At 71.4% G+C, this 24,721-nt stretch carries 17 protein-coding genes and 1 tRNA gene; 5 read left to right on the top strand and 13 right to left on the bottom strand.

Annotated features, from left to right (window positions below; all coding sequences use genetic code 11):
• Positions 1–76: 76 nt before the first annotated feature.
• Entirely contained in the window at positions 77–247 is a 171-nt protein-coding gene (locus MXD62_RS00825; RefSeq protein ID WP_248827554.1) for a hypothetical protein, read from the top strand.
• 306 nt (positions 248–553) lie between these two features.
• Here MXD62_RS00825 and MXD62_RS00820 read toward each other — a convergent pair.
• Positions 554–638: transfer RNA gene (locus MXD62_RS00820), tRNA-Tyr, on the bottom strand.
• Positions 639–768: 130 nt separating this feature from the next.
• Here MXD62_RS00820 and MXD62_RS00815 point away from each other — a divergent pair.
• On the top strand, positions 769–1,257 hold the full coding sequence (locus MXD62_RS00815) for a YajQ family cyclic di-GMP-binding protein (RefSeq protein WP_020463499.1): 489 nt from the start codon (positions 769–771) through the stop codon (positions 1,255–1,257).
• A 622-nt stretch (positions 1,258–1,879) separates the two neighbouring features.
• On the opposite strand, the gene htpX is transcribed toward MXD62_RS00815, so the two are convergent.
• Positions 1,880–2,752 carry a zinc metalloprotease HtpX gene (gene htpX, locus MXD62_RS00810; protein WP_248827553.1) on the bottom strand — a complete coding sequence of 291 codons (873 nt, stop codon included), beginning with the start codon at positions 2,750–2,752 and terminating at the stop codon, positions 1,880–1,882.
• Between the two features lie 40 nt (positions 2,753–2,792).
• Entirely contained in the window at positions 2,793–3,809 is a 1,017-nt protein-coding gene (locus MXD62_RS00805) for a Rossmann-like and DUF2520 domain-containing protein (protein WP_248827552.1), read from the bottom strand.
• Positions 3,810–4,928: 1,119 nt separating this feature from the next.
• Between MXD62_RS00805 and MXD62_RS00800 the strand changes: the two genes are divergently transcribed.
• From MXD62_RS00800 to MXD62_RS00790, 3 genes are all read left to right on the top strand, one after another.
• A complete protein-coding gene (locus MXD62_RS00800; protein WP_248827551.1) occupies positions 4,929–6,815 on the top strand; it encodes a 2-oxoacid:acceptor oxidoreductase subunit alpha in 1,887 nt (628 codons plus the stop codon).
• A complete protein-coding gene (locus MXD62_RS00795; RefSeq protein ID WP_248827550.1) occupies positions 6,812–7,873 on the top strand; it encodes a 2-oxoacid:ferredoxin oxidoreductase subunit beta in 1,062 nt (353 codons plus the stop codon). Before MXD62_RS00800 ends, MXD62_RS00795 begins: the two co-directional genes overlap by 4 nt.
• Positions 7,874–8,212: 339 nt before the next feature.
• Positions 8,213–9,739: a hypothetical protein gene (locus MXD62_RS00790; RefSeq protein ID WP_248827549.1), complete on the top strand. Its 1,527-nt coding sequence runs from the start codon at positions 8,213–8,215 to the stop codon at positions 9,737–9,739.
• Between the two features lie 1,456 nt (positions 9,740–11,195).
• Here the strand turns inward: MXD62_RS00790 and MXD62_RS00785 are convergent.
• The 10 genes from MXD62_RS00785 to nuoF all read right to left on the bottom strand — a co-directional run bounded on the left by MXD62_RS00785 (position 11,196) and on the right by nuoF (position 24,719).
• On the bottom strand, positions 11,196–12,212 hold the full coding sequence (locus MXD62_RS00785; protein ID WP_020463505.1) for a polyprenyl synthetase family protein: 1,017 nt from the start codon (positions 12,210–12,212) through the stop codon (positions 11,196–11,198).
• A gap of 7 nt (positions 12,213–12,219) precedes the next feature.
• Positions 12,220–13,797 carry an NADH-quinone oxidoreductase subunit NuoN gene (gene nuoN / locus MXD62_RS00780; RefSeq protein ID WP_248827548.1) on the bottom strand — a complete coding sequence of 526 codons (1,578 nt, stop codon included), beginning with the start codon at positions 13,795–13,797 and terminating at the stop codon, positions 12,220–12,222.
• Positions 13,794–15,353 carry an NADH-quinone oxidoreductase subunit M gene (locus MXD62_RS00775; RefSeq protein WP_248827547.1) on the bottom strand — a complete coding sequence of 520 codons (1,560 nt, stop codon included), beginning with the start codon at positions 15,351–15,353 and terminating at the stop codon, positions 13,794–13,796. Before MXD62_RS00775 ends, nuoN begins: the two co-directional genes overlap by 4 nt.
• Before the next feature lies 1 nt (position 15,354).
• A complete protein-coding gene (nuoL, locus tag MXD62_RS00770) occupies positions 15,355–17,343 on the bottom strand; it encodes an NADH-quinone oxidoreductase subunit L (protein WP_248827546.1) in 1,989 nt (662 codons plus the stop codon).
• Between the two features lie 184 nt (positions 17,344–17,527).
• Complete coding sequence (nuoK, locus tag MXD62_RS00765) at positions 17,528–17,827, bottom strand: NADH-quinone oxidoreductase subunit NuoK (RefSeq protein WP_020463509.1); 300 nt, start codon at positions 17,825–17,827, stop codon at positions 17,528–17,530.
• Positions 17,824–18,795, bottom strand: coding sequence for an NADH-quinone oxidoreductase subunit J (locus MXD62_RS00760; RefSeq protein ID WP_248827545.1), 972 nt, complete (start codon positions 18,793–18,795; stop codon positions 17,824–17,826). Before MXD62_RS00760 ends, nuoK begins: the two co-directional genes overlap by 4 nt.
• On the bottom strand, positions 18,792–19,409 hold the full coding sequence (gene nuoI / locus MXD62_RS00755; RefSeq protein WP_248827544.1) for an NADH-quinone oxidoreductase subunit NuoI: 618 nt from the start codon (positions 19,407–19,409) through the stop codon (positions 18,792–18,794). Before nuoI ends, MXD62_RS00760 begins: the two co-directional genes overlap by 4 nt.
• Before the next feature lie 3 nt (positions 19,410–19,412).
• Positions 19,413–20,786 (bottom strand): NADH-quinone oxidoreductase subunit NuoH, encoded by a 1,374-nt coding sequence (nuoH, locus tag MXD62_RS00750; protein ID WP_248827543.1) that lies wholly within the window; start codon positions 20,784–20,786, stop codon positions 19,413–19,415.
• Complete coding sequence (locus tag MXD62_RS00745) at positions 20,783–23,371, bottom strand: NADH-quinone oxidoreductase subunit G (protein WP_248827542.1); 2,589 nt, start codon at positions 23,369–23,371, stop codon at positions 20,783–20,785. The genes nuoH and MXD62_RS00745 overlap by 4 nt, the downstream gene beginning before the upstream one ends.
• A 4-nt stretch (positions 23,372–23,375) precedes the next feature.
• Complete coding sequence (gene nuoF / locus MXD62_RS00740) at positions 23,376–24,719, bottom strand: NADH-quinone oxidoreductase subunit NuoF (protein ID WP_020463514.1); 1,344 nt, start codon at positions 24,717–24,719, stop codon at positions 23,376–23,378.
• Positions 24,720–24,721 lie beyond the last annotated feature (2 nt).

Here is a 24,721-nt window from a genome sequence, read left to right as displayed (position 1 = left end):
AAGACCTCGAAAGGTTCTGTGCCACAGGAGTTTTCGCTGCTGAGGTTCCCGTTCTGGAACCCCGGCGTTGCTGAGGATGCAGGCGGACCGGGCGAGCGTGGCGGCCGGGGTCGTGATCCTGCCTGGGCTGTACCTGGCCTGGTCGGCGTACCAGGACCTGGCCGGTGACACCGAGGTCCTCCGGCCCGCCGACTCAAGCGTCGAGCGGCCGGAGAGACCCGGCCGGTTCCTGCCTGTCCTCTTCTGACCGCGGTCCTCCGGCAGCATGTCGACGAGTTCGGCTTCTCCTCGGACGGGCGCCTGTTCCGGGGATCCAGGGGCGGGGAGATCAGCGACCCGGTGGTGGGCCGAGTGTGTGGACGGGGACGACGTCGCAGCTCGGAAGCGGAACGAGGCGACCCTTCAGGGCAGGGGCGGCCGTTGATCGTGTGCACGTCCTGTGCATGAACCGCCGGCGGCAACCATGATCGGTTGGAAACGGTCGTGACATGCGAAAGGCCCTGGAGTCCTCTCCAGGGCCTGTGTCGCAGCATGTTCCCCGGGGAACCCGGGGTGGTGGCAGGTGATGGATTCGAACCATCGTAGGCTGAGCCGACGGTTTTACAGACCGCTCCCTTTGGCCGCTCGGGCAACCTGCCGTGTTCTACAAGCATACCGGTCGCACCGAGTGGACTGACGGGGAGGGTCCCCCAACACTCCGGCCCGCGCCCGGCCCGCGTCACGGGGCCGGCGCTCGCCCCGTACGACTCGACCAGGAGGTCCGTGCCCGTGGCAGATCCGTCCTTCGACATCGTCAGCAAGGTCGACACCCAGGAGATCGACAACGCGGTCAACCAGACGGCGAAAGAGATCAAGACCCGCTTCGACTTCCGGGACACCGGGGCCTCCGCGGCGCTGTCCGGCGAGTCGATCCTCCTGCAGGCCAACAGCGAGGATCGGGTGAAGGCCGTCCTGGACGTTCTGCAGGAGAAGTTCGTGAAGCGCGGCATCTCGCTGAAGTCGCTCGAGCACGGCGAGCCGCGGCAGTCGGGCAAGGAGTACAAGCTGACGGTGACCGTCCAGCAGGGCATCGCGGACGAGAAGGCCAAGGCCATCGCCAAGAAGATCCGCGCGGACGGCCCGAAGGGCGTGCAGGCGCAGATCCAGGGCGACCAGCTCCGGGTCACCGGCAAGAAGCGGGACGACCTGCAGCGGGTCATCCAGCTCCTCAAGGCCGAGGACTTCGACGTACCGCTGCAGTTCGTCAACTACCGGTGATCGCCGTCGCCCGCCGACACCGGTGGGCGACGGCGATCAGCCCTGACTGACGCCGCCCGGACACAGCGCGCCGCCCGCAGCCCCAGCGCCGTGGCGCCGCAGCCCCGTGGCGCCACAGCGGGGCGGGACGCGGTGCGGGCAGGGCCGCGGGACGGACCCGCAATACACGGGGCGTATGCACGGGAAGAAGCACGGTCGCCGCCGCACGGCAGAAAGCGTCAGGAACATCCTGCGGTAGATGTCCGAAATAGGTGCACCCCGCCCGATGGGGGGTTTCGGGCGGGGTGCGTGCGGCGGAACCTGGGGGGTACGCTCCGCCGCTGTCTGGGAGCTTTGAGACTACTCGCTATCCAGCGCTTCAGCGTGCCTTCCCCGGGTCTCGTCATGACGCGGTGGTGAACTCCGCGTTCCCGGCATGTTCCTTCCACACCAAGCCACATCGGCCGCCACCGAGGAGCCGCACCCATCCAGTCGGTGTCATGAAGGGAATGCCGACGTCACGGCCTGAATCAGGCGATCCGGCGCGCCGCTCCCGGCCGGCAAAGCGACCGGGAGCCGATTCCTCCGGGCGGAACCGTGGCGGTGGGGTTGAGGGTGGACGGAGTAGGCGGATTGGGTGGGGTTACCGATACGGGTTCATCCTGGCGCGCTGCTCCAACCGGGCGATCCGCTCGGCGATCGGCGGGTGGGTCGAGAAGAACCGGCCGACGCCGCCGCCGCGGAACGGGTTCGCGATCATCAGCGCGGCGGCCGGGCCCAGCCGCGAGTTGGCTGGCAGCGGCCTGGCGGCCGTGCCGGCCTCCAGCTTGCGCAGGGCGCTGGCCAGGCCGAGCGGGTCGCCGGTGAGGGTCGACCCGGATTCGTCCGCCTGGTACTCGCGGGCCCGGCTGATCGCCAGCTGGATGATCGTGGCGGCGATCGGGCCGACGACGATGAGGGCCAGCATCTCCAGTACCCCGGGGCCGTCCTCGTCGCGACCGCCGCCGAAAATGGCAAACCACTGCAGCATGTTTGCCAGATAAACGATGATGCCCGCGAGCGCGCCCGCAACCGAGGCGATGAGGATGTCGCGGTTGTAGACATGGCTCAGCTCATGCCCGAGGACACCACGGAGCTCACGGTCATCCATGATCTCCATGATTCCCTCGGTGCAGCACACGGCCGCGTTACGGGGGTTTCGCCCGGTCGCGAAGGCGTTCGGTGACGATGTGGGGCTCAGGTACAGCTTGGGCATCGGCATGCGCGCCCGGGTGGCGAGCTCCTGGACGATCGCGTAGAGCCGGGGCTGCTGAACCTGGCTCACCGGATACGCCCGCATCGCCCGCAGGGCGATCCGATCCGAGTAGAAGTAGGAGAATCCGTTCATCGCGAGCGCGAGAACGACGGCGATGACGAGGCCACCCGTGCCGAAGAGCGACCCGATCCACACGATCGCGGCCGAGAGAACGCCGAGGAGAAGCGCCGTCTTCAGCCCGTTGAGACTGCGATGAAGCATGGCTGTCGCGTATCCGTCCTGTCGACCTGTCGCACTCGCTTCAACGAAGGAGCCGACGCTCCCTGTTCCCGGCAGCGGTCACGCCCGCCCGCGGCCGTCCGTCGCGCCGGCGCGCACGGCGGGGGCGCCGGGGGGGGGGGGGGGCCGGCTCGCGCAGGCCGGCCTGCTCGAGCCGGTCCGCGGTGAGGACGGCGAGCGCGGCGTAGGCGTCGGCGAGGTGGCGGTCGCGCCGTTCCAGCCTGTCCAACTGCGCTGTGACGGTGCCGACGTCCCCGCGCCGGACCGGGCCGGTCATCGCGGCCTCGCCGGCGTCCAGCGCGTTCTCCAGCGACGCGCGCAGCAGCGGGCCGAGCGCGCCGGCCGGGTCGGGAACGCCCGCCTCGGCGATCAGTCGTCCGGCGGCCGTCACGAGGGTCGCCAGGAAGTTGCCGCCCAGAACCAGGGAGGCGTGGTAGAGCGCCCGCTGCTCCTCGGCGACGACCGCCACGCGCCCGCCCACGTCGGCGACCAGGCGGCGCACGAGCGCGGCCGCCGGCTCGTCACCGGGGGCCGTCGTCACACCGAAGGTGGCACCGGCGAGGCGGTCGACGTCGGCCGGCGTCCCGGTGAGCGTCATGATCGGGTGGATGGCGGCCGGGTGCGCCCCGGCGGCGCGGGCCGGCGCGAGCGGGGCGATCCCGTGCCGTCCGCTCAGGTGCGCGACGAGCGGGGATGGCGAGCGGGCCGCGTCGGTGCCGGCAGGGCCGGACCGGAGCGGGCTGGTGCGGGCCAGGCCGGGGGCGGCCTGTGCGGCGACGGTCTCGATCAGGTCGTCGGGCACGCCGAGCAGGATCACCTCTGCGGCGGCCGCGGCCTGCTCGGGCGTGGCGCACGCCGTGGCCGCCGGGAAGCGCGCGGCGGCCCGTTCCCGGCCGGCGGGCGAGCGCGCGTAGTAGGCGCGAACCTCGTGGCCCGCGGCGGCGAGCGCGGCGCCGAGCGCCGAGCCGGCGCGGCCGACGCCGATCACGGCCACGGTGAGGCCCGGGCCCGCAGCCATGCCCGCCGCTATTCCCGCCACGTGGCCGCCCTCCCGCGCTCGCGCTCCTGGAGCGGCCCGCCGCGGTCGGCTCCCCCGTCTCCGCCGCTCGGGCCCCGCCGGAGTGACCTCATGCACCGATCCAATCGTCCGAGGTGCGCACAGGCGACGGGTACACGGCCACGGGTACCCGGCCATGGCCGGGTTCACCGGGGCCATCGACTCCGCCGGAGCTCACGACCGGACCACCCGGCCGCGCAATGAACGGCCACGGCCACACATCCGGAACTCCGCTGGAACACACCGTTCATCTCCCGGTGACCGATCGGTGATGCTGAGAGATGTCCGCGTCGATCCGTGCCCGGTCGGTGTCATCGGGAGGTCGTCCAGGCACGGTGCCTATCGCGCCATACGAAATCGCGGGACGCCCCGCGCACCGCTGGTCCACCTAATCGATAGTGTTCACATCGGGGCGCCATCCCCATCCGACCGGGGCCGGGAACACACTCATGTGTGGACGTCGGCCGCACGGCGGGGGTGATCGCCGCGATACCACCACGATGCCGGTGTACTCGTTTCCATGGACAACACCGGCATGCCGATCTCTGGGCGGAGGTCACCTGAATACGGCCCGCGCTGTACATAGGCGCCCCGAACGGTATGGACGTCGCCCGCGCGCGGCACGGGTGACCGCCGCGCACAGTCGCGCCCCGGGGGGTGCCCCACCGGCTGGGGGATTCGGGCGCGGGTCGCGGCACCGGCCGGGGTGTCCGCCTACGGACACCCGTCGGGGCTCCCGCGAGCAGGTGACACAGCACGTCCGCGGCCCGAAGGGGGAACCGGCGGCCTTCTCCGCGCGGCCCGCCCGCCGGTGTCCGGCCGTCTCCTCCCACCCACCGGAGCCGACGGTTCGCCCCGGTGGGGACGGCCTCGGAGGGCCCCACGGCGGGACCGGTCCCGCCCGCCGAGCCGCACTCACGTCCGTTAGCAGAAAACGCATACCGCAACCAGCCGCACACCACCAGGCAGGGTGGGTGACGGGGATAATCCGGTCCCGAACGGCGTCCCACCGTCCTTCCCGGAGTCGGTCAGGCGTCACGATCCCCGTGGTGCATTGAGCCGCCCGGTACGCTGGGGTGGTACCTGAGGAGGTTACTGAAGGTGTCTGAGCAGGTCAGGGAGAGGGAGACCCGCCGGCTCGACCGGGTCGTCGTGCGCTTCGCGGGCGACTCAGGCGACGGTATGCAGCTCACCGGAGAACAGTTCACAAGCGAGACAGCGGCATTCGGCAACGATCTGTCCACGCTTCCGGACTTTCCCGCGGAAATCCGGGCGCCAGCCGGCACCCCGGCCGGAGTTTCTGGCTTCCAGCTACATTTCTCCGATCACGATATTCTCACCCCGGGCGACGCCCCGGACGTCCTGGTGGCGATGAACCCGGCCGCGCTGAAGGCGAACCTGAAGGATCTGCCTCCCGGCGCCAACCTGATCGTCAACACCGACGCGTTCACCGGCGGCAACCTGAAGAAGGCGGGCTACGCGGCCGACCCGCTGACCGACGGCACCCTGGACAACTACACCGTCCACCGCGTCCCGCTGACGTCCATGACGATCAACGCGGTCAACGCCGCCGAGGGCGTCGCGGGGACGGTGAACAAGAAGGAAGCCGAGCGGGCGAAGAACATGTTCGCGCTCGGGCTGATGAGCTGGCTGTACCACCGGCCCACCGGTGGCACCGAGGGCTGGCTCACGAAGAAGTTCGCGAAGCGGCCGGAGATCGCCGCGGCCAACATCGCCGCGTTCCGCGCGGGCTTCAACTACGGCGAGACCACCGAGTCGTTCTCGGTCACCTACGAGGTCGCCCCGGCGCGTATGCGGGAGGGCACCTACCGGCGGATCACCGGGAACATCGCGCTGTCCTACGGGCTGATCGCGGCCGGCGAGCTGACGAAGCTTCCGCTGTTCCTCGGCACCTACCCGATCACCCCGGCCTCGGACATCCTGCACGAGCTGAGCAAGCACAAGCAGTTCGGCATCCGCACCTTCCAGGCCGAGGACGAGATCGCCGGTGTCGGCGCGGCCCTCGGCGCCTCCTTCGGCGGCTCGCTGGGCGTGACGACCACGTCGGGCCCGGGTGTCGCGCTCAAGAGCGAGACGATCGGCCTGGCGGTCAGCCTCGAGCTGCCGCTGCTGATCGTGGACATCCAGCGCGGCGGCCCGTCCACCGGCCTGCCGACCAAGACCGAGCAGGCCGACCTGCTGCAGGCGATGTTCGGCCGCAACGGTGAGGCCCCCGTGCCGATCGTGGCGCCGCGCTCGCCCGGCGACTGCTTCGACGCCGCCATCGAGGCCGCCCGGATCGCGACGAAGTACCGGACGCCGGTCTTCCTGCTCTCGGACGGCTACCTGGCCAACGGCTCCGAGCCGTGGCTGCTGCCGACCCGCGAGGAGCTGCCCGACCTCACGGTGACCTTCACGACCGAGCCGAACCACGACGGGCCCAAGGGTCCGGAGTTCTGGCCCTACCAGCGCGACCCCGAGACGCTGGCCCGCCCGTGGGCGGTCCCCGGCACCCCGGGTCTGGAGCACCGCATCGGCGGTCTGGAGAAGGCCGACGGCTCGGGCAACATCTCCTACGACCCGGCGAACCACGACCGCATGGTCCGCCTGCGCCAGGCCAAGATCGACGGCATCGCCCGGGACATCGCCCCGCTCGAGGTCGACGACCCGTCCGGCATGGCGAGCGTGCTGGTCCTCGGCTGGGGCTCGACCTTCGGCCCCATCGCCGCCGGCTGCCGGCGGGTCCGGGCCAAGGGGCTGCACGTGGCCCAGGCGCACCTGCGCCACCTCAACCCGTTCCCGGCGAACACCGCCGAGGTACTGCGCTCCTACGACAAGGTGCTGATCCCCGAGATGAACCTCGGCCAGCTCCGCACGCTGATCAGGTCGCAGTTCCTGGTGGACGCGATCGGCTACAACCAGGTCCGTGGACTGCCGTTCAAGGCCGCGGAGCTCGCGGGCGTCTTGGAGGACGTGATCAACCAGTGACCGTCACAACGAACGGCAGCGGGATTACCAACCGGCTCCTGGACCTGGTACCCGCCACGCCGAGCCAGCTGACCCGTAAGGACTTCACCTCCGACCAGGAGGTCCGGTGGTGCCCGGGATGCGGCGACTACGCCATCCTGGCCACCGTCCAGGGCTTCCTGCCCGAGCTGGGGATCGCCCGGGAGAACATCGCCTTCATCTCGGGCATCGGGTGCTCCTCACGCTTCCCGTACTACCTGCAGACCTACGGGATGCACTCCATCCACGGGCGGGCGCCGGCGATCGCGACGGGCCTGGCGACGTCCCGCCCGGACCTGTCGGTCTGGGTGGTCACCGGTGACGGCGACGCGCTCTCGATCGGCGGGAACCACCTGCTGCACGCGATGCGCCGCAACGTGAACATCAAGATCCTGATGTTCAACAACCGGATCTACGGGCTGACCAAGGGCCAGTACTCGCCGACGTCCGAGGTCGGCAAGATCACCAAGTCGACGCCGTTCGGCTCGCTGGACCGGCCGTACAACCCGGCGTCGCTGGCTCTGGGCGCGGAGGCGACGTTCGTCGCCCGGTCGATCGACTCGGACCGGGCGCACCTGACGTCGGTGCTGCGCGCGGCGGCGGAGCACCCGGGCACCGCGTTCGTGGAGATCTTCCAGAACTGCAACATCTTCAACGACGGCGCGTTCGAGGCGCTGAAGGACCGCGGCACCCGGGACGACGCCACGCTGAAGATGATCGACGGCGAGCCGCTGATCTTCGGCGCCGAGCGGGACAAGGGCATCCGGCGCTCGGCGTCCGGCGGCCTCGAGGTCTGCGCGGCGACCGACGAGGGCGTCCTTGTGCACGACGCGGCGAACACGGACCCGAGCCAGGCGTTCGCGCTGTCCCGGCTGACCGGGGATGACCACGGCGTCACCCCGATCGGCGTGTTCCGCAACGTCGACATCCCGACCTACGACGAGGCGCTCAACGCGCAGGTCGAGCAGACCCGGGAGCGGCAGGGGACGGGGGACCTCATGGCCCTCATCTCCGGCGGCGAGACCTGGACGATCGACTGACGGCGGGCTGGCCTCAGTGCGAGGGGCCGGGGTGGGCACGACTGCCACCCCGGCCCCTCGCCGTTTCGGACCGCGACCGCAGGGCCCACCACCATCGTGCTATCTGCACCTATTGCCCTGTTACAGACGCTAACGCAGCACTTGCCGCTTTCTGATCAGCATGCGGTATCGTGTGCGCCGGTGGGGGTGCCGTGTGGCCCGGGGGGGCTCACAACACCGAAGCAGGCGGAGGCGCAGTGCGGGGTAACGCAGCGCGAGGTCACCGAGTCCGTCACCGGGGCTCGCCGTCGGGGTCGGGCCGCGCCCGACACCAGGTTCCGCAAGGCGTTGGTGGCCACCGTGGGTAGCCACTCGGCCGGCCGGCACTCCCGCGCGGGCTCCACCGCGACCGATCGCCGGAACCGCACACCGGTCCCCGGCCCGGTCTCCGGCCAGGGCCAGCCGATCGACGACCAGACCCCCCGGCCCGCCCAGGCGCTCACCTCCCGCGCGCGGACTCCCTACCCGCCGGGCGGCGCGCCGCGATCCGGCTGGGTCACCAGCGAGTGGAGCAGCAACCCGTCCGCGGCCACGGCCTCGCTGCCGAGACGCCCCGCCCCGCCCCGCCCGGCGACACGGCCCCCCGGCGAGCTGGACACCGTCACCGGCCCGATCTCGATGAGCACCTCCCAGCGCCGCGAGCTGTTCGGCGACGACCCGCAGCCCGGCCAGGCCGACGCCTACGGCCGCTCCGCGCGGCGGCCAGCTCGGTCCGCGGGCCGTGGGCGGCCCGGTGACCGCCTCGACGACACCGCCGACCTCGGCGTCCGCCAGCCCAGGGAGCTCGACCCGCAGCGGGTCGGCGACGAGACGGGGGCCGCGGGCGGGCCCGGCGCATCCCGGTTCTCGCTGTTCGAACCGGCCCGCCCGGCCGGATCCCTGCGGCTCGACACGGCTCCCCGCTCCGGCGCCCGCGCCGACGGCACCCGCTCGACAACGGCTTCGCGCGCGGCGGCCTCGCGCGCGGCGGCGCGGCCCGCCGGTTCGACCACCGGCCGCGGCGCGCACCGCGCACCCGCACCGCGCCGCGGGCCGAGCCGGACGCGCATGGTGGTCGCCGGTACCGCGTCCCTCGCCGGCCTCTCCGCGATCGTGACCGGTGTCGCGCTCAGCGGCGACCAGCCGGTCACCGCGGCCGGGCCCACCACGGGCGCCACGCCGCTCGTGCAGGTCGCCGGTTCCCGGCCGGCCGCGTTCGGCTCGGGCGACACCCAGGCCTCCCGCGACGGGCGCGTCCCGCTGCCGACCTACCCGGTGGCGGCGCCGACCACGGCGGGCGGGTCGGGCACGACCGGCCAGAGCGACAGCGGCTACCGCACCTCGCCGAACGGCCCGTCCGCGCCGTCGTACAGCGGGTCCGGCACGCAGCAGCAGGGCCTGTCCGGCTACGAGATCCCGTTCGTCCCGCTGACCCCGCGGTCCACGGCGACGCCGTCCCCGGCCGCCGGCGGCACGACCGCGCCGGGCACGACGACCCCGGGCACCACCACGCCGGGGAGCACGGCGCCGGGGACGACCGCCCCCGGGAGCACCGCTCCGGGCACCACCACGCCCACCCAGCCGGGAGCGACGACCCCGCCCACGCAGCAGGGCACCTCGCCGGCGCAGACCCGGCCGACCACGTCGAGCTCGAGTACTCCGGCGCCCGCGCCGACCTCGCGCGAGGGCTCGCTCCCGTTCAACCCGACGCCGGTCGAGGTCACCCCGATCTGGGACCTGCTGTTCCCCTCCCAGAGCCAGAGCGCCTCCACCTCGTCCAGCGCCTCGTCGGGCACCACGGCGACGCCCGCGCCGGCGGCGTCCTCGAGCACCGGCACCGGCTCCTAGCCGGGGGCTCGCGCCGGGAGGGCCCGGGCAGGCCCCTCCCGGCGCGCGGGAACCCCCTGCCGGCCACCACCACACACAGCGCGGGTGGCCGGCAGGACCAAGGGCTGAAGTCTCCACGGCTGTGTACCTGGGGCGACCTGGCTTCCGCGGATCCGCGGCCTGTGGCGTGGTCTCGCGGTCGGTACCGGGTGATCTGACACCATGTCCGATTTCTCGCCGTGGGGTGGAGTGTTCCGTTCGCGCACCTAAAGGGCTGTGTGTGTCCGTCCCCGCCGAACCCTTGACGGATCAGTATGGGATGCGTTCCGCAAGCCTTCGCGGACAGTGACCCCGATGAGACACCACGTGCCACGCAGCCCCCGAGCCGGACCTTTCCGGGCCCGGAGAGGGCAGCAGAAGCCCAGATCGGGGGCCTGACGGCCGATTGGGGCCGCTCCGGCGGAAGACCACCCTGGCCGACCACCACCGCCCCACCCCAACCCCTGGCATCCACCCGACCGACCGCCGCATCCGGGCCCAGCCCCGGAGCCGCCACCCCGAGGTCCGCCTGCCCGTCCAACGACACCGCCGACTGTTTCGAACAGCACCGTCACCTCAGCCGGAACGGCAACCGGCCAACCCGCCAACCGGTCAACCGGTGTGTCGGTACGGCGTTCGGTCGGCCTCGGAGCACGGACCGCGGCGGCCCCGCCGGCACCTGCTGGGAGAAGTTCTCCACCCTTGTCTTACCGGCATCCTTCTTACGGCCCTTCCCACAGAGAACGATCGGCCACGGAGTAGTAGTCGTGTCCGGTTCGAGCACCCCAGGGAAACCCTGATCCGCCGCCATCCGTGGCGGCCGTGTCCTGGGGGGCGGGGGCTCAGGGTACGGGGGGCACAGGGCACAGGGCACAGGGCACAGGGCACAGGGCACAGGGCGATCATCGGGCCCGGACACGGTCCGAGCCCGATAGGCATGCGTACCAGCCCGCCGCTATGCACGGCGCCGCGGGACCGTGGCGGGTGAGAGGCAGCCAGGACTCACTCACCCGCCACACATCACCCGACGGCGGCACCCAGGGTGCATAACCGGTTCAGGGAAGGTGGATCCGGGTTACGGGCTGAGTCCTGTTCCACCGGAGGCGCCAGCACGTCACCCCGGCACCCGCTCCAAGCCGGCACTCTCTCCGCCGCGACGCCGTACGCCCGACACCCGACGTCCGACGTCCGACGTCCGACGTCCGACGTCTGAAACCGTGTGGTCGGCGGCTTCCCGGCAGGATCCCGAGAGCTGGCCGGCAGGAACGTCCTCGCACGGCGCCGCCATGATCACTCCCGGCACCGCCCCGCCACGCACGACACCGAGGCCCGCCAGCCACCCCGACCCCGAACCGGGCCCTGACACGGCACGGCATCCGACTCATGATCGATCCACTTCTGGTCGATCTTCGCGAGACGGGCTGCAGCCCGCCGCGGACTAGCTCGTGCGGTCGATGACGAAGTCGGCCAGCGACTCCAGCGCGGTCTTGGCCGAGCCGTCGGGCAGCGGCGCCAGGCACTCGCGGGCCTCACTCGACCAGCGGATGAGCTCGGCGCGGGCCCGGTCCATCGCCGGGTGCTCGCGCAGCAACTCCAACGCCTCGACGACCCCGGACTCGGTGACCCCGGCCTCCGTGCGCGGGTTCACCCCGAGCAGGTCGCGCAGCCGGCGGGCCGCCGCGTCCTCGCCCTGCAGGGCGTAGAGCACCGGCAGCGTCGGGATGCCCTCGCGCAGGTCCGTCCCGGGTGTCTTGCCGGAGTCCTCGCTCGGCGACGCCACGTCGATGAGGTCGTCGGAGAGCTGGAAGGCCACCCCGAAGCGCTCCCCGAACGCGGCCAGGACGTCGGTCGTGACCGGGTCGGCGCCGGCGAGCATGGCGCCCAGGCGGGCGGACGTGGCGATCAGCGAAGCCGTCTTCTCCGTGATGACCCGCAGGTAGTGCTCGATCGGGTCCTGCCCCGGCCCGACCCCGACGGTCTCGCGGATCTGGCCCTCGCAGAGGGTCGCGATCGTGCGCGCCAGAATGCGGGTCGCCTCCGGCCCCAGGTCGGCCGTGATCTCGGACGCGCGGGCGAACAGGAAGTCGCCGGTGAGGATCGCGACCGTGTTCGTCCACCGGGCGTTCGCGGACGCGGCTCCGCGGCGCAGCGGGGCCTCGTCCATCACGTCGTCGTGGTACAGCGTCGACAGATGGGTCAGTTCGATCGCCACGGCCGCCGGCACGACACCGGCCGCGTCCGGATCGGCGAACTGGGCGGCAAGCAGTACGACCATGGGTCGGAACCGCTTGCCGCCCGCGTCTACGAGGTGCCGGGACGCCTCGGTCACGAAGGAGAACTCGCTGCGGACGGATCCGCGCAGCATCTCCTCGACCGCGGCGAGCCCGACCCGCATCGACTTCTCGAGATCAGGGTCGGCCCTGATCCCCATCACTTCCAGCCCGATAGCGCTCATACCGCCATCAGCGTACGAAGCCGGAGGTCGCCGCGGTGGTCGCCAGGTCGAGAAGCGGCTGCGGCGCCACGCCCAACAGCAGGGTCATGAGTGCACCTATACCCACCGTAGCGAAGGTAAGAGTCGGCCGGGTGACAACGACCGGCCCGTCGGCGAGCGGCTCGGAGAAGAACATCAGCACGATGACCCGGACGTAGAAGAACGCCGCGATCGCGCTGCACACCAGGGCCACGACCACCAGCGGGGTGGCGTCGCCGTCGATCGCCGCCTGGAAGACCGCGAACTTGCCGGTGAACCCGCTGGTCAGCGGGATGCCGGCGAGCGCGAGCAGCAGGAAGGCGAAGATGCCCGCCAGCAGCGGGGACGTCCGGCCCAGGCCCTGCCACTGGGAGAGGTCGCTGGCCTCGCCGTCGCCGGTGCGGACCAGGGAGACCACCGCGAACGCCGCGATCGTGGTGAAGCCGTAGGTCACCAGGTAGAACATGGCGCCGCGCAGGCCGTCGACGTTCGAGCCGGCTACCCCGACGAGCAGGAAGCCGGCGTGGGCGACCGCGGAGTAGGCGAGCATCCGCTTGATGTCACGCTGGGTGAGCGCAAGGACGGCGCCGACGACCATGGTGAGGATCGCCACAGCCCAGATCACCGGCCGCCAGTCCCACCGCATGCCACCGAAGGCCACGTAGAAGACACGCAGCAGCGCCCCGAAAGCGGCGACCTTCGTCCCGGCCGCCATGAAGGCGGTGATCGGTGTCGGCGCGCCCTGGTAGACGTCCGGCGTCCAGGAGTGGAACGGGGCGGCACCGATCTTGAAGAACAGGCCGACGCCGAGCAGCGCGAGCGACAGGTAGAGGTAGGTGTCGTTCTGGCCGACCGTGCCCACCGCGTCGGCGACCCGGCCGAGCTCGACACTGCCGGCGTAGCCGTAGGCGAACGCGACCCCATAAAGGAAGAAGGCCGACGAGAACGCCCCGAGCAGGAAGTACTTCATCGCGGCTTCCTGCGACAGCAGCCGCCGGCGCCGCGCCAGCCCGCACAGCAGGTACAGCGGCAGCGAGAGGATCTCCAGCGCCACGAACATGACCAGCAGGTTGTTCGAGGCGACGAAGAGCAGCATGCCGCTGACCGAGAAGACCATCAGCGGATACGCCTCGGTCTGCACGTCCGGCGAGGTGCGCTGCGCGGTGGAGCCGCGCGAGCCGGGGACGACCGCGGCGGAGGCGACGAGCGCGCCGCCGGAGGAGTCCAGCCGACGCTCGGCGACCAGCAGCACCGACAGCAGCGCGAACACCAGGATGGTGCCCTGCAGGAACAGCGTCGGCCCGTCGATGGCCACCGCGCCGGCGGCGAGCACCTGGCGGTGGGCGTGCAGGAGCACCACCGCGACGAACGCGCCGATGAACCCCGCCCCGGCCAGCAGCGGCTGGAGCACCCGCCGGGCCTTGGGCGGGGCGAAGGCGTCGACGAGGACCCCGGCCAGCGCGACGCCGAACAGGATGAGCATCGGGCTGAGGGACGAGTACTCGATCGACGGCGGTGTGATCTTCTGCGCGGCGCCCTGCGCCAGCACAGTCGTTGCGGCGCTCACGAATGGCCTCCGGATTCCGGCGCGGCCACCGGGGCCGTCGGCGCCGGGTCAGACTTCCCGATGTCCGCGAACGTGGCGGTCACCGTGGGCGTGATGATGTCGAGCAGCGGCTTGGGGTACACCCCGAGCCCGATGATCAGAGCGACCATCGGCGCGACCACCACCCGCTCCCGCACGCTGAGGTCCTTGATGAGACGTATCTTCTCGTCCTTGACCGGACCGGTCATCGTGCGCTGGTACAGGTACAGGATGTAGATCGCGGCGAGCACGATCCCGCAGGTCGCGACGATCGCCAGCGCCCGGTACTCGGTGAACGTGCCGACCAGCACCAGGAACTCGCTGACGAAGCTGTTCGTACCCGGCAGGGCCAGCGAGGACAGGCCGGCGATCAGGAAGACCCCGGCGAGGATCGGCGTCACCTGGGCCATGCCGCCGTAGGCGCTGACGTCCCGGCTGCCCCGACGGGCGACCAGGAAGCCGACCACCACGAACAGCAGCCCCGTCGACAGGCCGTGGTTGACCATGTAGAGCACGGCGCCCGTGCCGGCCTGCGAGGTGAAGGCGAAGGTCCCGAGCGCGATGAACCCGAAGTGGGCCAGCGAGGTGTAGGCGACCAGGCGTTTCATATCTCGCTGGCCGATGGCCAGCAGGGCGCCGTAGAAGATGCCGATCACCGCCAGGGCCAGCACCATCGGCGCGAAGTACTCGGCGGCGTCCGGGAACAGCGGGATGCAGTACCGGATCAGGCCGAAGGTGCCGACCTTGTCCAGCACCCCGACGAGCAGGACGGCGCCGCCGGTCGGCGACTGCGCGCCGGCGTCGGGCAGCCAGGTGTGGAACGGGAACAGCGGCGCCTTGATGGCGAAGGCGATGAAGAAGCCCAGGAACAGCAGCTTCTGCACGCCCGGGGTGATCTCCAGCTGGCGCAGGGTGGCGAAGTCGAACGTGCCCGTGCCGAGCTGGTCGGCGGAGACCACGTACAGGCCGATCACCGCGGCGAGCATCAGCAGCCCGCCGAACAGGCTGTAGAGCAGGAACTTCACCGCCGCGTAGGAGCGCTGTGCCTTCTCCTCGACCGGCCCGTAGCTCCCGATGAGGAAGTACATCGGGATGAGCATGGCCTCGAAGAAGACGTAGAAGAGGAACACGTCGGTGGCGGCGAACACCCCGACCATGCCCGTCTCCAGCGCCAGCAGCAGCGCGAAGAACGCGGGGACGGAACGCCGCCCCTCCTCCGCCTCGTCCCAGGAGGACAGCACGACCACCGGGACGAGCAGCGCGGCGAGCAGCATCAGCACCAGCGAGATGCCGTCGGCGCCCACCGAGTAGGAGACGCCGAACTCCTTGATCCAGTCATAGGACTGGCCGAACTGGAAGCCGGCCTTGTCCGGGTCGTAGGCGGCGGTGGCCAGCACCGCGAGCACCAGAACTGCCAGCGAGACCACGAGCGCGAGTTGCTTGGCGAGCGTGCCGTGCCGGCGCGGCAGCGACGCGACGACCAGCGAACCGACCGCGGGGACGATCAGCATGATCGTCAGCCAGGGGGCTGTGCTCACGTCAGCCGGCCCTGGTGAGCAGCAGAGCACCGACCACGAGGACGGTACCTCCCAACATCGACAGTGCGTAGGACCGGACGAAGCCGGTCTGGGTGCGTCGCAGCCGGCCGGACAGTCCACCCACGGCGGCGGCGCTCCCGCGCACGAAGCCGTCGATGCCGACGTTGTCCGCCCAGACCAGGAAGCGGGTCAGGTACTGCCCCGGCCGCATGGCGACGACCTCGTTGAAGGTGTTCGCGTAGAGGTCGTGGCGCGCGGCGACGGTCACCACGCTGACCTCGGCGTCCGGCCGGGCGACGGCCTCGACCGGACGGAGCTGGTAGCGCAGGTAGGCACCGGCGAACCCGCCGGCGGAAACGACCAGCACCAGCGCGGTGACGACCGCGGGCGAGATGTCGTGGTGCGCCTCACCGTGCTCGCCCACCACCGGGGCGAGCCAGTCCTGCATCGAGCTGCCGAGGACGAACAGCCCACCGGCGAAGACCGAGCCGACGGCCAGCAGCATCATCGGGCCGGTCATCGTCGCCGGCGACTCGTGCGGGTGCTTGGCCTGCGGCCCGTCGTGCTCCCAGCGCGCCTTGCCGTGGAAGGTCATCAGGAACAGCCGGGTCATGTAGAAGGCGGTGATCCCGGCACCGAGCAGCGCCACGCCACCGTAGATGTAGCCGCTGGTGCCACCCTTGGCCAGCGCCGTCTCGATGATGCGGTCCTTGGTGAAGAACCCGGACAGGCCCGGGAAGCCGATGATCGCCAGGTAGCCGAGACCGAAGGTGACCCAGGTGATCGGCATGTGCCGCCACAGCCCGCCGTAGCGGCGCATGTCCTGCTCGTCGTCCATCGCGTGGATGACCGAACCGGAGCCGAGGAACAGGCCGGCCTTGAAGAAGCCGTGCGCGAGCAGGTGCATGATGCCCAGCGCGTACCCGGCCGGGCCGAGCCCGACAGCGAGGAACATGTAGCCGATCTGGCTGACCGTCGAGTAGGCCAGGACCTTCTTGATGTCGTCGTAGGCGCAGCCGATGACGCATCCGATGAGGATCGTGACCGCGCCGATGATCAGGACGACGGTCCGCGCGGCCTGCGTCTGGTCGAAGATCGGAGCAGCCCGGACGATCAGGTACACACCGGCGGTGACCATGGTCGCGGCGTGGATGAGCGCCGAGATCGGGGTCGGGCCCTCCATGGCGTCCGGGAGCCAGGCCTGCAGCGGGAACTGACCGGACTTGCCGCAGGCGCCGAGCAGGAGCAGGAGCGCCATCGCGGTGATGGTGCCGTAGCCGATGACGTCCGCGGCGGCGGCACCGAACACCGAGTCGTAGTTCGTGCTGCCGACGGTGGCGAACATGAACATGATCGCGAGCGCGAGACCGACGTCGCCGACCCGGTTCATGTAGAAGGCCTTGTTCGCGGCGGTGGCCGCGGCCGGCTTGTACTCCCAGAACTTGATGAGCAGGAAGGACGAGAGGCCGACCAGCTCCCAGCCGCCGTAGAGCACCAGGAAGTTGTTGCCCAGCACCAGCAGCAGCATCGACGCCAGGAACAGGTTCATGTAGGCGAAGAAGCGCCGCCGGCCCGGGTCGTGCGACATGTAGCCGATCGAGTAGATGTGGATCAGCGTGCCCACACCGGTGATCAGCAGCACGAAGACCGCGGAGAGCTGGTCGAACAGCAGGCCGACATCCACCTGGAAGCCGTTGACCGGGATCCAGCTGTAGAGGTGCTGGGAGACGGCCCGGTCGTCACCGGAGCGGTCGAGCAGCCCGAAGAACAGGACCAGGCCGACCACGAAGGAGGCGGCCGCGGTCAGCGTGCCGAGCAGGTGGCCCCACCGGTCGGTGCGCCGCCCGCCGAGCAGCAGGATGGCCGCCCCGGCCAGCGGAAGCGCGATGAGCAGCCAGGTCAGCGAGAACGCCCCGGACGCGGCGGCGTAGTGCACGGCCCCGCCGCCGTGCTCGTCGGCCGCGAGGATGGCGGCCCCTCCGGCGCTCATCGCGGTCCGGTTCCGGGTACATGCGCCAGCGCCAGGGCCACCGGAGGTGGTCCGGGCTGCGCCGCCCCTGTTGCGCAAAGCGTCACTGCAGTGTCGTCCGTTCTTCCGTGACCGGAGGTCCCGGTCGCGGCCGCGTCAGGGCGGCCGGGAGACAAGCCTCGGGATGCCCGAGTACGTCGAGAGGTCAGTACTTCAGGAGGTTCACGTCGTCGACCGACGCGGATCTGCGCGTCCGGAAGATCGCCAGGATGATCGCCAGGCCGACGACCACCTCGGCGGCGGCCACGACCATGACGAAGAACGCCATGATCTGGCCCTCCAGCGTCCCGTGGATGCGGGAGAACGTCACCAGGGTCAGGTTCACCGCGTTGAGCATCAGCTCGATCGACATGAACACGACGATCGCGTTGCGCCGGACCAGAACCCCGGTCGCGCCGATGGTGAACAGCAACCCCGACAGGATCAGATAGTTCGCCGGGTTCACCGACCGCTCCCCCTGCCCGCGCCCACCGGCGCCGACCCGCCGACGACGGTCTCGTCGTCGGAGTCCTCACTCGTCCCGTTCGCGCTCGGCCCGCCGTCGGGCCCACCGCCGCCCGGGCCGTCCGTACCCGGACCACCAGCACCGCCCGCACCGGGACCGCCTGTCCCAGGACCGCCCGGGCCACCGATACCGCCGCCGTCCGGACCACCCGCGCCGGCCGGGCCGGACGGGCCCGCACCGGGCCCGCCGAGGTCCGGGCCGCCGCCGGCGACATCGCCGCCGCCGGCCGCGACGAGCTCGGGCTGCTCCGGGCCGGGGTTGGTCGCGAAGACCTTCGGCCCGGGCCGCGGGGTGACGGTGCCGCCCTCGGCGAAGCGAGCGCGCATCCGTTCCTTCTGCGTGACCTTCCCACCGGTGTGCTCGCGGTGACCGAGGACCATCGTCCCGATCGCCGCGACCACGAGCAGCACCGAGATCGCTTCGAAGACGAAGACGTACTGGGTGAACAGCAGACGTCCGATCGCGTGGACGTTGCCGCCGGTGTTCGCCGCCTCCAGGCCCGCCGCCTTGCCGCCGTCGATCGCGCGGCCGATCGGGAACGCCAGCAGGCCGGCGAAGCCGAGCCCGAGGATCACCGCGGCGATCCGCTGGCCGCGCAGGGTCTCGACCAGCGAGTCGGACGAATCGACTCCGACCAGCATCAGCACGAACAGGAACAACACCATGATCGCGCCGGTGTAGACGATGATCTGGACGAAGCCCAGGAAGGGCGCGTCCTGGATCAGGTAGAACACCGCGACGCAGAACAGGTTCACCACGAGCAGCAGGGCGGAGTGCACCGCGCTGCGCATCAGGACCATGCCGAGCGCCGCCAGCAGCGCGACCGGCGCGAGCAGCCAGAACGTCCAGGCCTCGCCGTTCGACGTGCTGCTGATCTCCGCCGCCTGGGCGAGAATCTGCGGATTCATCGGGGCCGCTCCGAACCCGCGCCGTGGGCGGGCACCTTGTCCGCCGCCCTTTCGGCCTCGCCGGCCTCGTCAGCCTCGCCGGCCGGCGAGCCGCCGACCTGCCAGGGCAGCGGGGCGTCGGGATCGCGGGTGTAGTAGTCGGTCTCGCTCTCGCCGAGGCGCATCGGGTGCGGCGGGGACTCCATCCCGGCCCGAAGCGGGGCGAGCAGCTGCTCCTTGGTGAAGATCAGGTCGTTGCGGCTGTCGTCGGCCAGCTCGTAGTCGTTCGACATCGTCAGCGCCCGGGTGGGGCACGCCTCGATGCACAGCCCGCACAGGATGCAGCGCAGGTAGTTGATCTGGTAGACGCGGCCGTACCGCTCACCCGGCGAGAAACGCTGCTCGTCGGTGTTGTCCGCGCCCTCGACGTAGATCGCGTCGGCCGGGCAGGCCCACGCGCACAGCTCGCAGCCGACGCACTTCTCCAGCCCGTCCGGATGCCGGTTGAGCTGGTGACGGCCGTGGAAGCGGGGTGCCGTCTCCTTCTTCTGCTCCGGGTACTGCTCGGTCGTCGGCTTCTTGAACATCGTCGAGAAGGTGACGCCGAAACCCTTGTAGGGGTCGAGGATCCCCATGGTTCAGCTCTCCTGTCGCGGGCCGGAGCCCGCGGGGATGACGGTGGTGTTTCCCTTGTCGCCGCCGGCGGAGCCGGCCACGCCGCTGCCGGCCGCGGTACGGCCGGCCAGTGCCCTCGTCGCGCCGTCGGACGGCGGCGGCCAGGGAATCCTGTCCAGGCTCGGGGCCGATTCGGCGCGTTCCCGCTCGGCCTCCTCCTGCTCACGCTGGGCTCTCGCCGCGCCCGGGTCGATGATCGCGACCACGAGCAGGACGCCCACCACGACCCCGAAGCCGATCAGCCACGGCGTCCGGTCGCTCACGTGCTCCTGGTAGGCGCGGAAGGTCGCGACCGCGAGCACCCACACCAGGCCGACCGGGATCAGGACCTTCCAGCCGAAGGCCATGAACTGGTCGTAGCGCAGCCGCGGCAGCGTGCCCCGCAGCCAGATGAACACGAAGATGAACAGCAGCAGCTTGATGACGAACCAGATCAGCGGGTACCAGCCGTGGTCCAGCCCGGACAGGCCCGGGATCGGCGGCGGCTGCCAGCCTCCGAGGAACAGCGTGGTCGCGATCGCCGAGACGGTGACCATGTTGATGTACTCGGCGAGGAAGAAGAACGCGAACTTGATCGAGCTGTACTCGGTGTGGAACCCGCCGACCAGCTCGCCCTCGGCCTCGGGGAGGTCGAACGGCGTCCGGTTCGTCTCACCGACCATCGCGATGCAGTAGAGGATGAACGACGGCAGCAGCGCGATGTACCACCAGTCGTGCTGGCTCTGCACGATGCCCGCGGTCGACAGTGTTCCCGCGTAGATGAAGACCGCGACGAAGGCCAGGCCCATCGCGACTTCGTAGGAGATGATCTGCGCGGCCGAGCGCAGCGAGCCCAGCAGCGGGTAGGTCGAGCCGCTGGACCAGCCGGCGAGGATCAGTCCGTACACGCCCAGCGACGCCGCCGCCAGCAGGTACAGCACGCTGACCGGCAGGTCGGCGAGCTGGAGCGTCGTGCGTTCACCGAAGATCGACACCTCCGGCCCGAACGGGATGCAGGCGAAGGCCAGGATGGCCGGCACCGCCGAGATGATCGGAGCCAGGATGAAGATCGGCTTGTCGGCCAGCGTCGGGATGATGTCTTCCTTGAGCATGAGCTTCACGCCGTCGGCGAGGCTCTGCAGCCAGCCGCGCGGGCCGTGCCGGTTCGGCCCGACCCGCTGCTGCATCTTCGCGACGACCTTGCGCTCGAAGACGATCGAGAACAGCGTCATCACCAGCAGGAACGCGAAGACCGCGACAGCCTTGATCAGGATGAGCCAGAACGGGTCGTCGGTGAGGACGGACATGTCCGGGTCGCCGACGTTCGCGGCGAGCAGGAGCGTCGAGGTCCCGGTCATGCCCGGCCTCCGGTGGTGTCGACCCGGCCCGCGGCACCGAGGCCGGTGCGGGCCACGGTCACGGCGGTGTCCTGGGCGGTGGCGAGCTGCGAGCCGAGTGCCGCGCCGCGGGTCTCGTCGACCGGGAAGGTGTCGACTCCCCCGCCGGGCGCCGTCTCGGTCGGCAACAGGCCGCCGGGGCTGATCTGGACCAGCACGCCGGCGTGCTCGGCCAGCGAGCGGCGGACATGCGATCCGGGCGAGTGCGTGGGCACCCAGACGACCCGGTCCGGCATCGCGATGATCTCCAGCGGCAGCGTGACCGAGCCACGGGAGGTGCTGGCCGTGACCGGCTCGCCCTCGACCGCGCCGATCTCGGCGGCGGTCGCGGCCGAGAGCAGCAGCCGCGGCGGGTGCGCGGTGCCGGCCAGGTACGGCTCGCCGGCCTGCAGGGCGCCGTCGTCGAGGTTGAGGTGCCAGGTCGCCAGCAGGGCCTCCCCCGCGCCGGCGGTGACCGCGGCGGGCACCGACTCGGTGGGGGCCGGCCCGCGGCCGGTCTCGTCACCGGCCCGGCCGAGCTCGCTGAGCTCGCGCGCGGCGGCGCCGGCGTCCGGGATCCGCAGGTCCACGCCCATCTCGGCGGCAAGCAGGTGCAGCACCCGCAGGTCGGGCAGGGCCGGGGTGTCCAGCGCGCGCTGGAAGGGCCGCAGCCGGCCCTCCCAGTCCACGAACGTGCCGGCCTTCTCGGCCACCGGAGCGACCGGGAAGACGACGTCGGCGACCTCCGCGATCGACGAGCGGCGGATCTCCAGCGAGACGCAGAACGGCACCCGGGCCAGCGCGGCCAGCGCGGCCGCGGGGTCGGGCAGGTCCTCGGCGTCGACACCGGCGACGACGACCGCGTCAAGCCGGCCCGCCGCGGCGGCGGCCAGAATGCCGGCGGTGTCGCGGCCGGGCGCACCCAGCAGGCGGGCGCCCCAGAAGGACTCCACCTCGGCCCGCGCGCCGACGTCCGCGACCGGGCGGCCGCCCGGCAGCAGCGACGGGAGCAGGCCGGCGGAGACCGCGCCGCGCTCACCGGCCCGGCGCGGCACCCAGGCCAGCGCGGCGCCGGTGGACTCGGCCAGGCGCAGCGCCGCGGACAGCGCGCCGGGCGACTCGGCGGCCCGCGAGCCGACCAGGATCACCGAGCCGGGTGCCCGCAGCGCCTCGGTGGTGGCCGACGCACCGGTGGCCAGCTCGTCCAGCGTGGCGGCCTCGCCGCCGGGGACGACCGGGATCAGCGTGCCGGCCATCTTGCGCAGCCCGCGGGTGATCAGCGGCGCCAGCGCGTGCACGGCGGTTCCGTGCTTGCTCGCCGCCTTGCGCAGCCGCAGGAAGACGATGGGCGACTCCTCCTCCGGCTCGAACGAGACGAGCAGGACGGCGGGCGCGGCCTCCAGATCGGCGTAGGTGACCCCGATTCCGGTACCGGCGACGGCGCTGCCGAGGAAGGCCTCCTCCTCGGCGGAGTGCGGGCGGGCGCGGAAGTCCACGTCGTTGGTGCCCAGGGCGAGCCGGGCGAACTTGGCGTAGGCGTAGGCGTCCTCGCGGGTGAGCCGGCCGCCGGCGAGCACGCCGACGCCGTTGCGGTCCCGGCACTCGGCCAGGCCGCGGGCGGCGTACTCCAGCGCCTCCGACCAGCTCGCCTCGACCAGCTCGCCGGTGCTGTCGTCCCGGATCAGCGGCGTGGTGAGCCGGTCGGACTGGCGCGCGTAGTTGAACGCGAACCGGCCCTTGTCGCAGTTCCACTCCTCGTTGACCGCCGGGTCCTCGGCGGCGAGGCGACGCATCACCTTGCCGCGCCGGTGGTCGGTGCGCAGCGAGCAGCCGGCGGCGCAGTGCTCACAGGAGGTCGGCGTCGACACCAGGTCGAACGGCCGGGCCCGGAACCGGTAGGCGGCGCTGGTGAGCGCGCCGACCGGGCAGATCTGCACGGTGTTGCCGGAGAAGTAGGACGAGAACGGCTGCCCGTCGCTGACGGCGACCTGCTCGGCCGCGCCCCGCTCGAACAGCTCGATGAACGGGTCCCCGGCGATCTGCGCGGAGAACCGGGTGCAGCGCGCGCACAGCACGCAGCGCTCCCGGTCCAGCAGGATCTGGCTGGAGATCGCCAGCGGCTTCGGGTATGCCCGCTTCGTCTCCTTGAAGCGGGAGGTGGCCGCGCCGTTGGCCATCGACTGGTTCTGCAGCGGGCACTCGCCGCCCTTGTCGCAGATCGGGCAGTCGAGGGGGTGGTTGAGGAGCAGGAACTCCAGCGTCCCGGCCTGGGCCTTCTTCGCCACCGGCGAGGTGACCTGGGTCCTGACGACCATGTCGGCGGCGACGGTGGTCGTGCAGGACGCGACCGGCTTGCGCTGGCCCTCGACCTCGACGATGCACTGCCGGCAGGCGCCGACCGGGTCCAGCAGGGGATGGTCGCAGAACCGCGGGATCTCGATTCCCAACAGCTCCGCGGCCCGGATGATGAGGGTGCCCTTCGGCACGCTCACCTCTAGCCCGTCCACGGTGAGCGTGACGTGGTCGGGGGCGGCCGGCGCTGCCGGCTTCTCTGGGGCGACGGTCATGATCTCAGTGCGCTCCCGCGTAGGCGCCCGGCGTGCCCGCGGCCGCGCCACCCGCGGCCGCGCCGTTCGCCGAGCCGGCTACCGACGTGGTGGAACCCGACGGCCCCACCGGGGTGATCGGGAGGAACTCGTTCCGGAAGAACTTGATCCCGGAGACGATCGGCGAGGTGGCGCCGTCCGCGAGCGCGCAGAAGGCGCGTCCGAAGATGTTGTCGCAGGCGTCGACGAGGGTGTCGACGTCGTCGGGGTCGCCCTGGCCGCGCTCCATCCGGGACAGGATCTGCACCATCCAGGTGGTGCCCTCCCGGCACGGGGTGCACTTGCCGCACGACTCGTGCGCGTAGAACTGGGTCAGCCGCCGCACGATCTTGAGCATGTCGACCGAGTCGTCCATGATCATGAGGGCGGCCGTGCCGAGCAGCGAGCCGGCCTCCTGCACGCCCTCGAAGTCCAGCGGGACGTCAAGGTGGTCGGCGGTCAGCAGCGGCGTCGACGAGCCGCCCGGGGTCCACGCCTTGAGCTTGCGGCCGCCGAGGACGCCGCCCGCCATGTCGAGCAGCTCGCGCAGCGTCGTGCCCATCGGCGCCTCGTACTGGCCGGGGTGAGTCACGTGGCCGGAGAGGCTGTAGATCTTCGGGCCCGGGGCGCGCTCGCGGCCCATCGACCGGAACCAGTCGACGCCGTAGTTCACGATGAAGGGAACCGTGGCGATCGTCTCGACGTTGTTCACGACCGTGGGGGACGCGTACAGGCCGTGGGTCGCCGGGAACGGCGGGCGCAGCCGCGGCTGGCCGCGCCGGCCCTCCAGCGAGTCCAGCAGCGCCGTCTCCTCGCCGCAGATGTACGCGCCGGCGCCGGAGTGCACCACCAGGTCGAGGTCGAACCCGCTACCGAGGATGTCGCGTCCCAGGTAGCCGGCGCGGTACGCCTCGGCGACCGCGGCGCGCAGCCGCCGGCCGGCGTGGATGAGCTCGCCGCGCAGGTAGATGAAGGCCCGGTTCGCGCGCACCGCGTAGGCGGCGATCACGATGCCCTCGATCAGCGAGTGCGGGTCGGCCTTCATCAGCGGGGCGTCCTTGCAGGTGCCCGGCTCGCCCTCGTCGGCGTTGATGACGAGGTAGTGCGGTTTGCCGTCGCCCTGCGGGATGAAGCCCCACTTCATGCCGGTGGGGAAGCCCGCGCCGCCGCGGCCGCGCAGGCCGGAGTCCTTGACCAGCTTGATCAGGTCGTCCGGGCTCTGCGCCAGCGCCCGGCGCAGGCCCTGGTAGCCGTCAAGGCGCTCGTAGGTCGCCAGCGTCCACGACTCGGGCGCCGTCCAGCGCCGGGTGAGGACCGGGGTGACAGGCATGG

This window comes from Frankia sp. Mgl5 (assembly GCF_023242985.1).
GTDB classification, from domain to species: Bacteria; Actinomycetota; Actinomycetes; order Frankiales; family Frankiaceae; genus Parafrankia; species Parafrankia soli.
The sequence above is the reverse complement of the archived record's forward strand: the minus strand, read 5'-3'. Positions and strand labels throughout refer to the sequence as shown.

Bases quoted from the DNA above. Each gene is read 5' to 3' on its own strand.
- MXD62_RS00825 (WP_248827554.1), top strand. From the start codon at position 77: ATGCAGGCGGACCGGGCGAGCGTGGCGGCCGGGGTCGTGATCCTGCCT.
- htpX (WP_248827553.1), bottom strand. From the start codon at position 2,752: ATGCTTCATCGCAGTCTCAACGGGCTGAAGACGGCGCTTCTCCTCGGC.
- MXD62_RS00785 (WP_020463505.1), bottom strand. From the start codon at position 12,212: ATGAGCGCTATCGGGCTGGAAGTGATGGGGATCAGGGCCGACCCTGAT.
- nuoL (WP_248827546.1), bottom strand. From the start codon at position 17,343: ATGAGCGCCGGAGGGGCCGCCATCCTCGCGGCCGACGAGCACGGCGGC.
- MXD62_RS00760 (WP_248827545.1), bottom strand. From the start codon at position 18,795: ATGAATCCGCAGATTCTCGCCCAGGCGGCGGAGATCAGCAGCACGTCG.
- nuoI (WP_248827544.1), bottom strand. From the start codon at position 19,409: ATGGGGATCCTCGACCCCTACAAGGGTTTCGGCGTCACCTTCTCGACG.
- nuoH (WP_248827543.1), bottom strand. From the start codon at position 20,786: ATGACCGGGACCTCGACGCTCCTGCTCGCCGCGAACGTCGGCGACCCG.
- MXD62_RS00745 (WP_248827542.1), bottom strand. From the start codon at position 23,371: ATGACCGTCGCCCCAGAGAAGCCGGCAGCGCCGGCCGCCCCCGACCAC.
- nuoF (WP_020463514.1), bottom strand. From the start codon at position 24,719: ATGCCTGTCACCCCGGTCCTCACCCGGCGCTGGACGGCGCCCGAGTCG.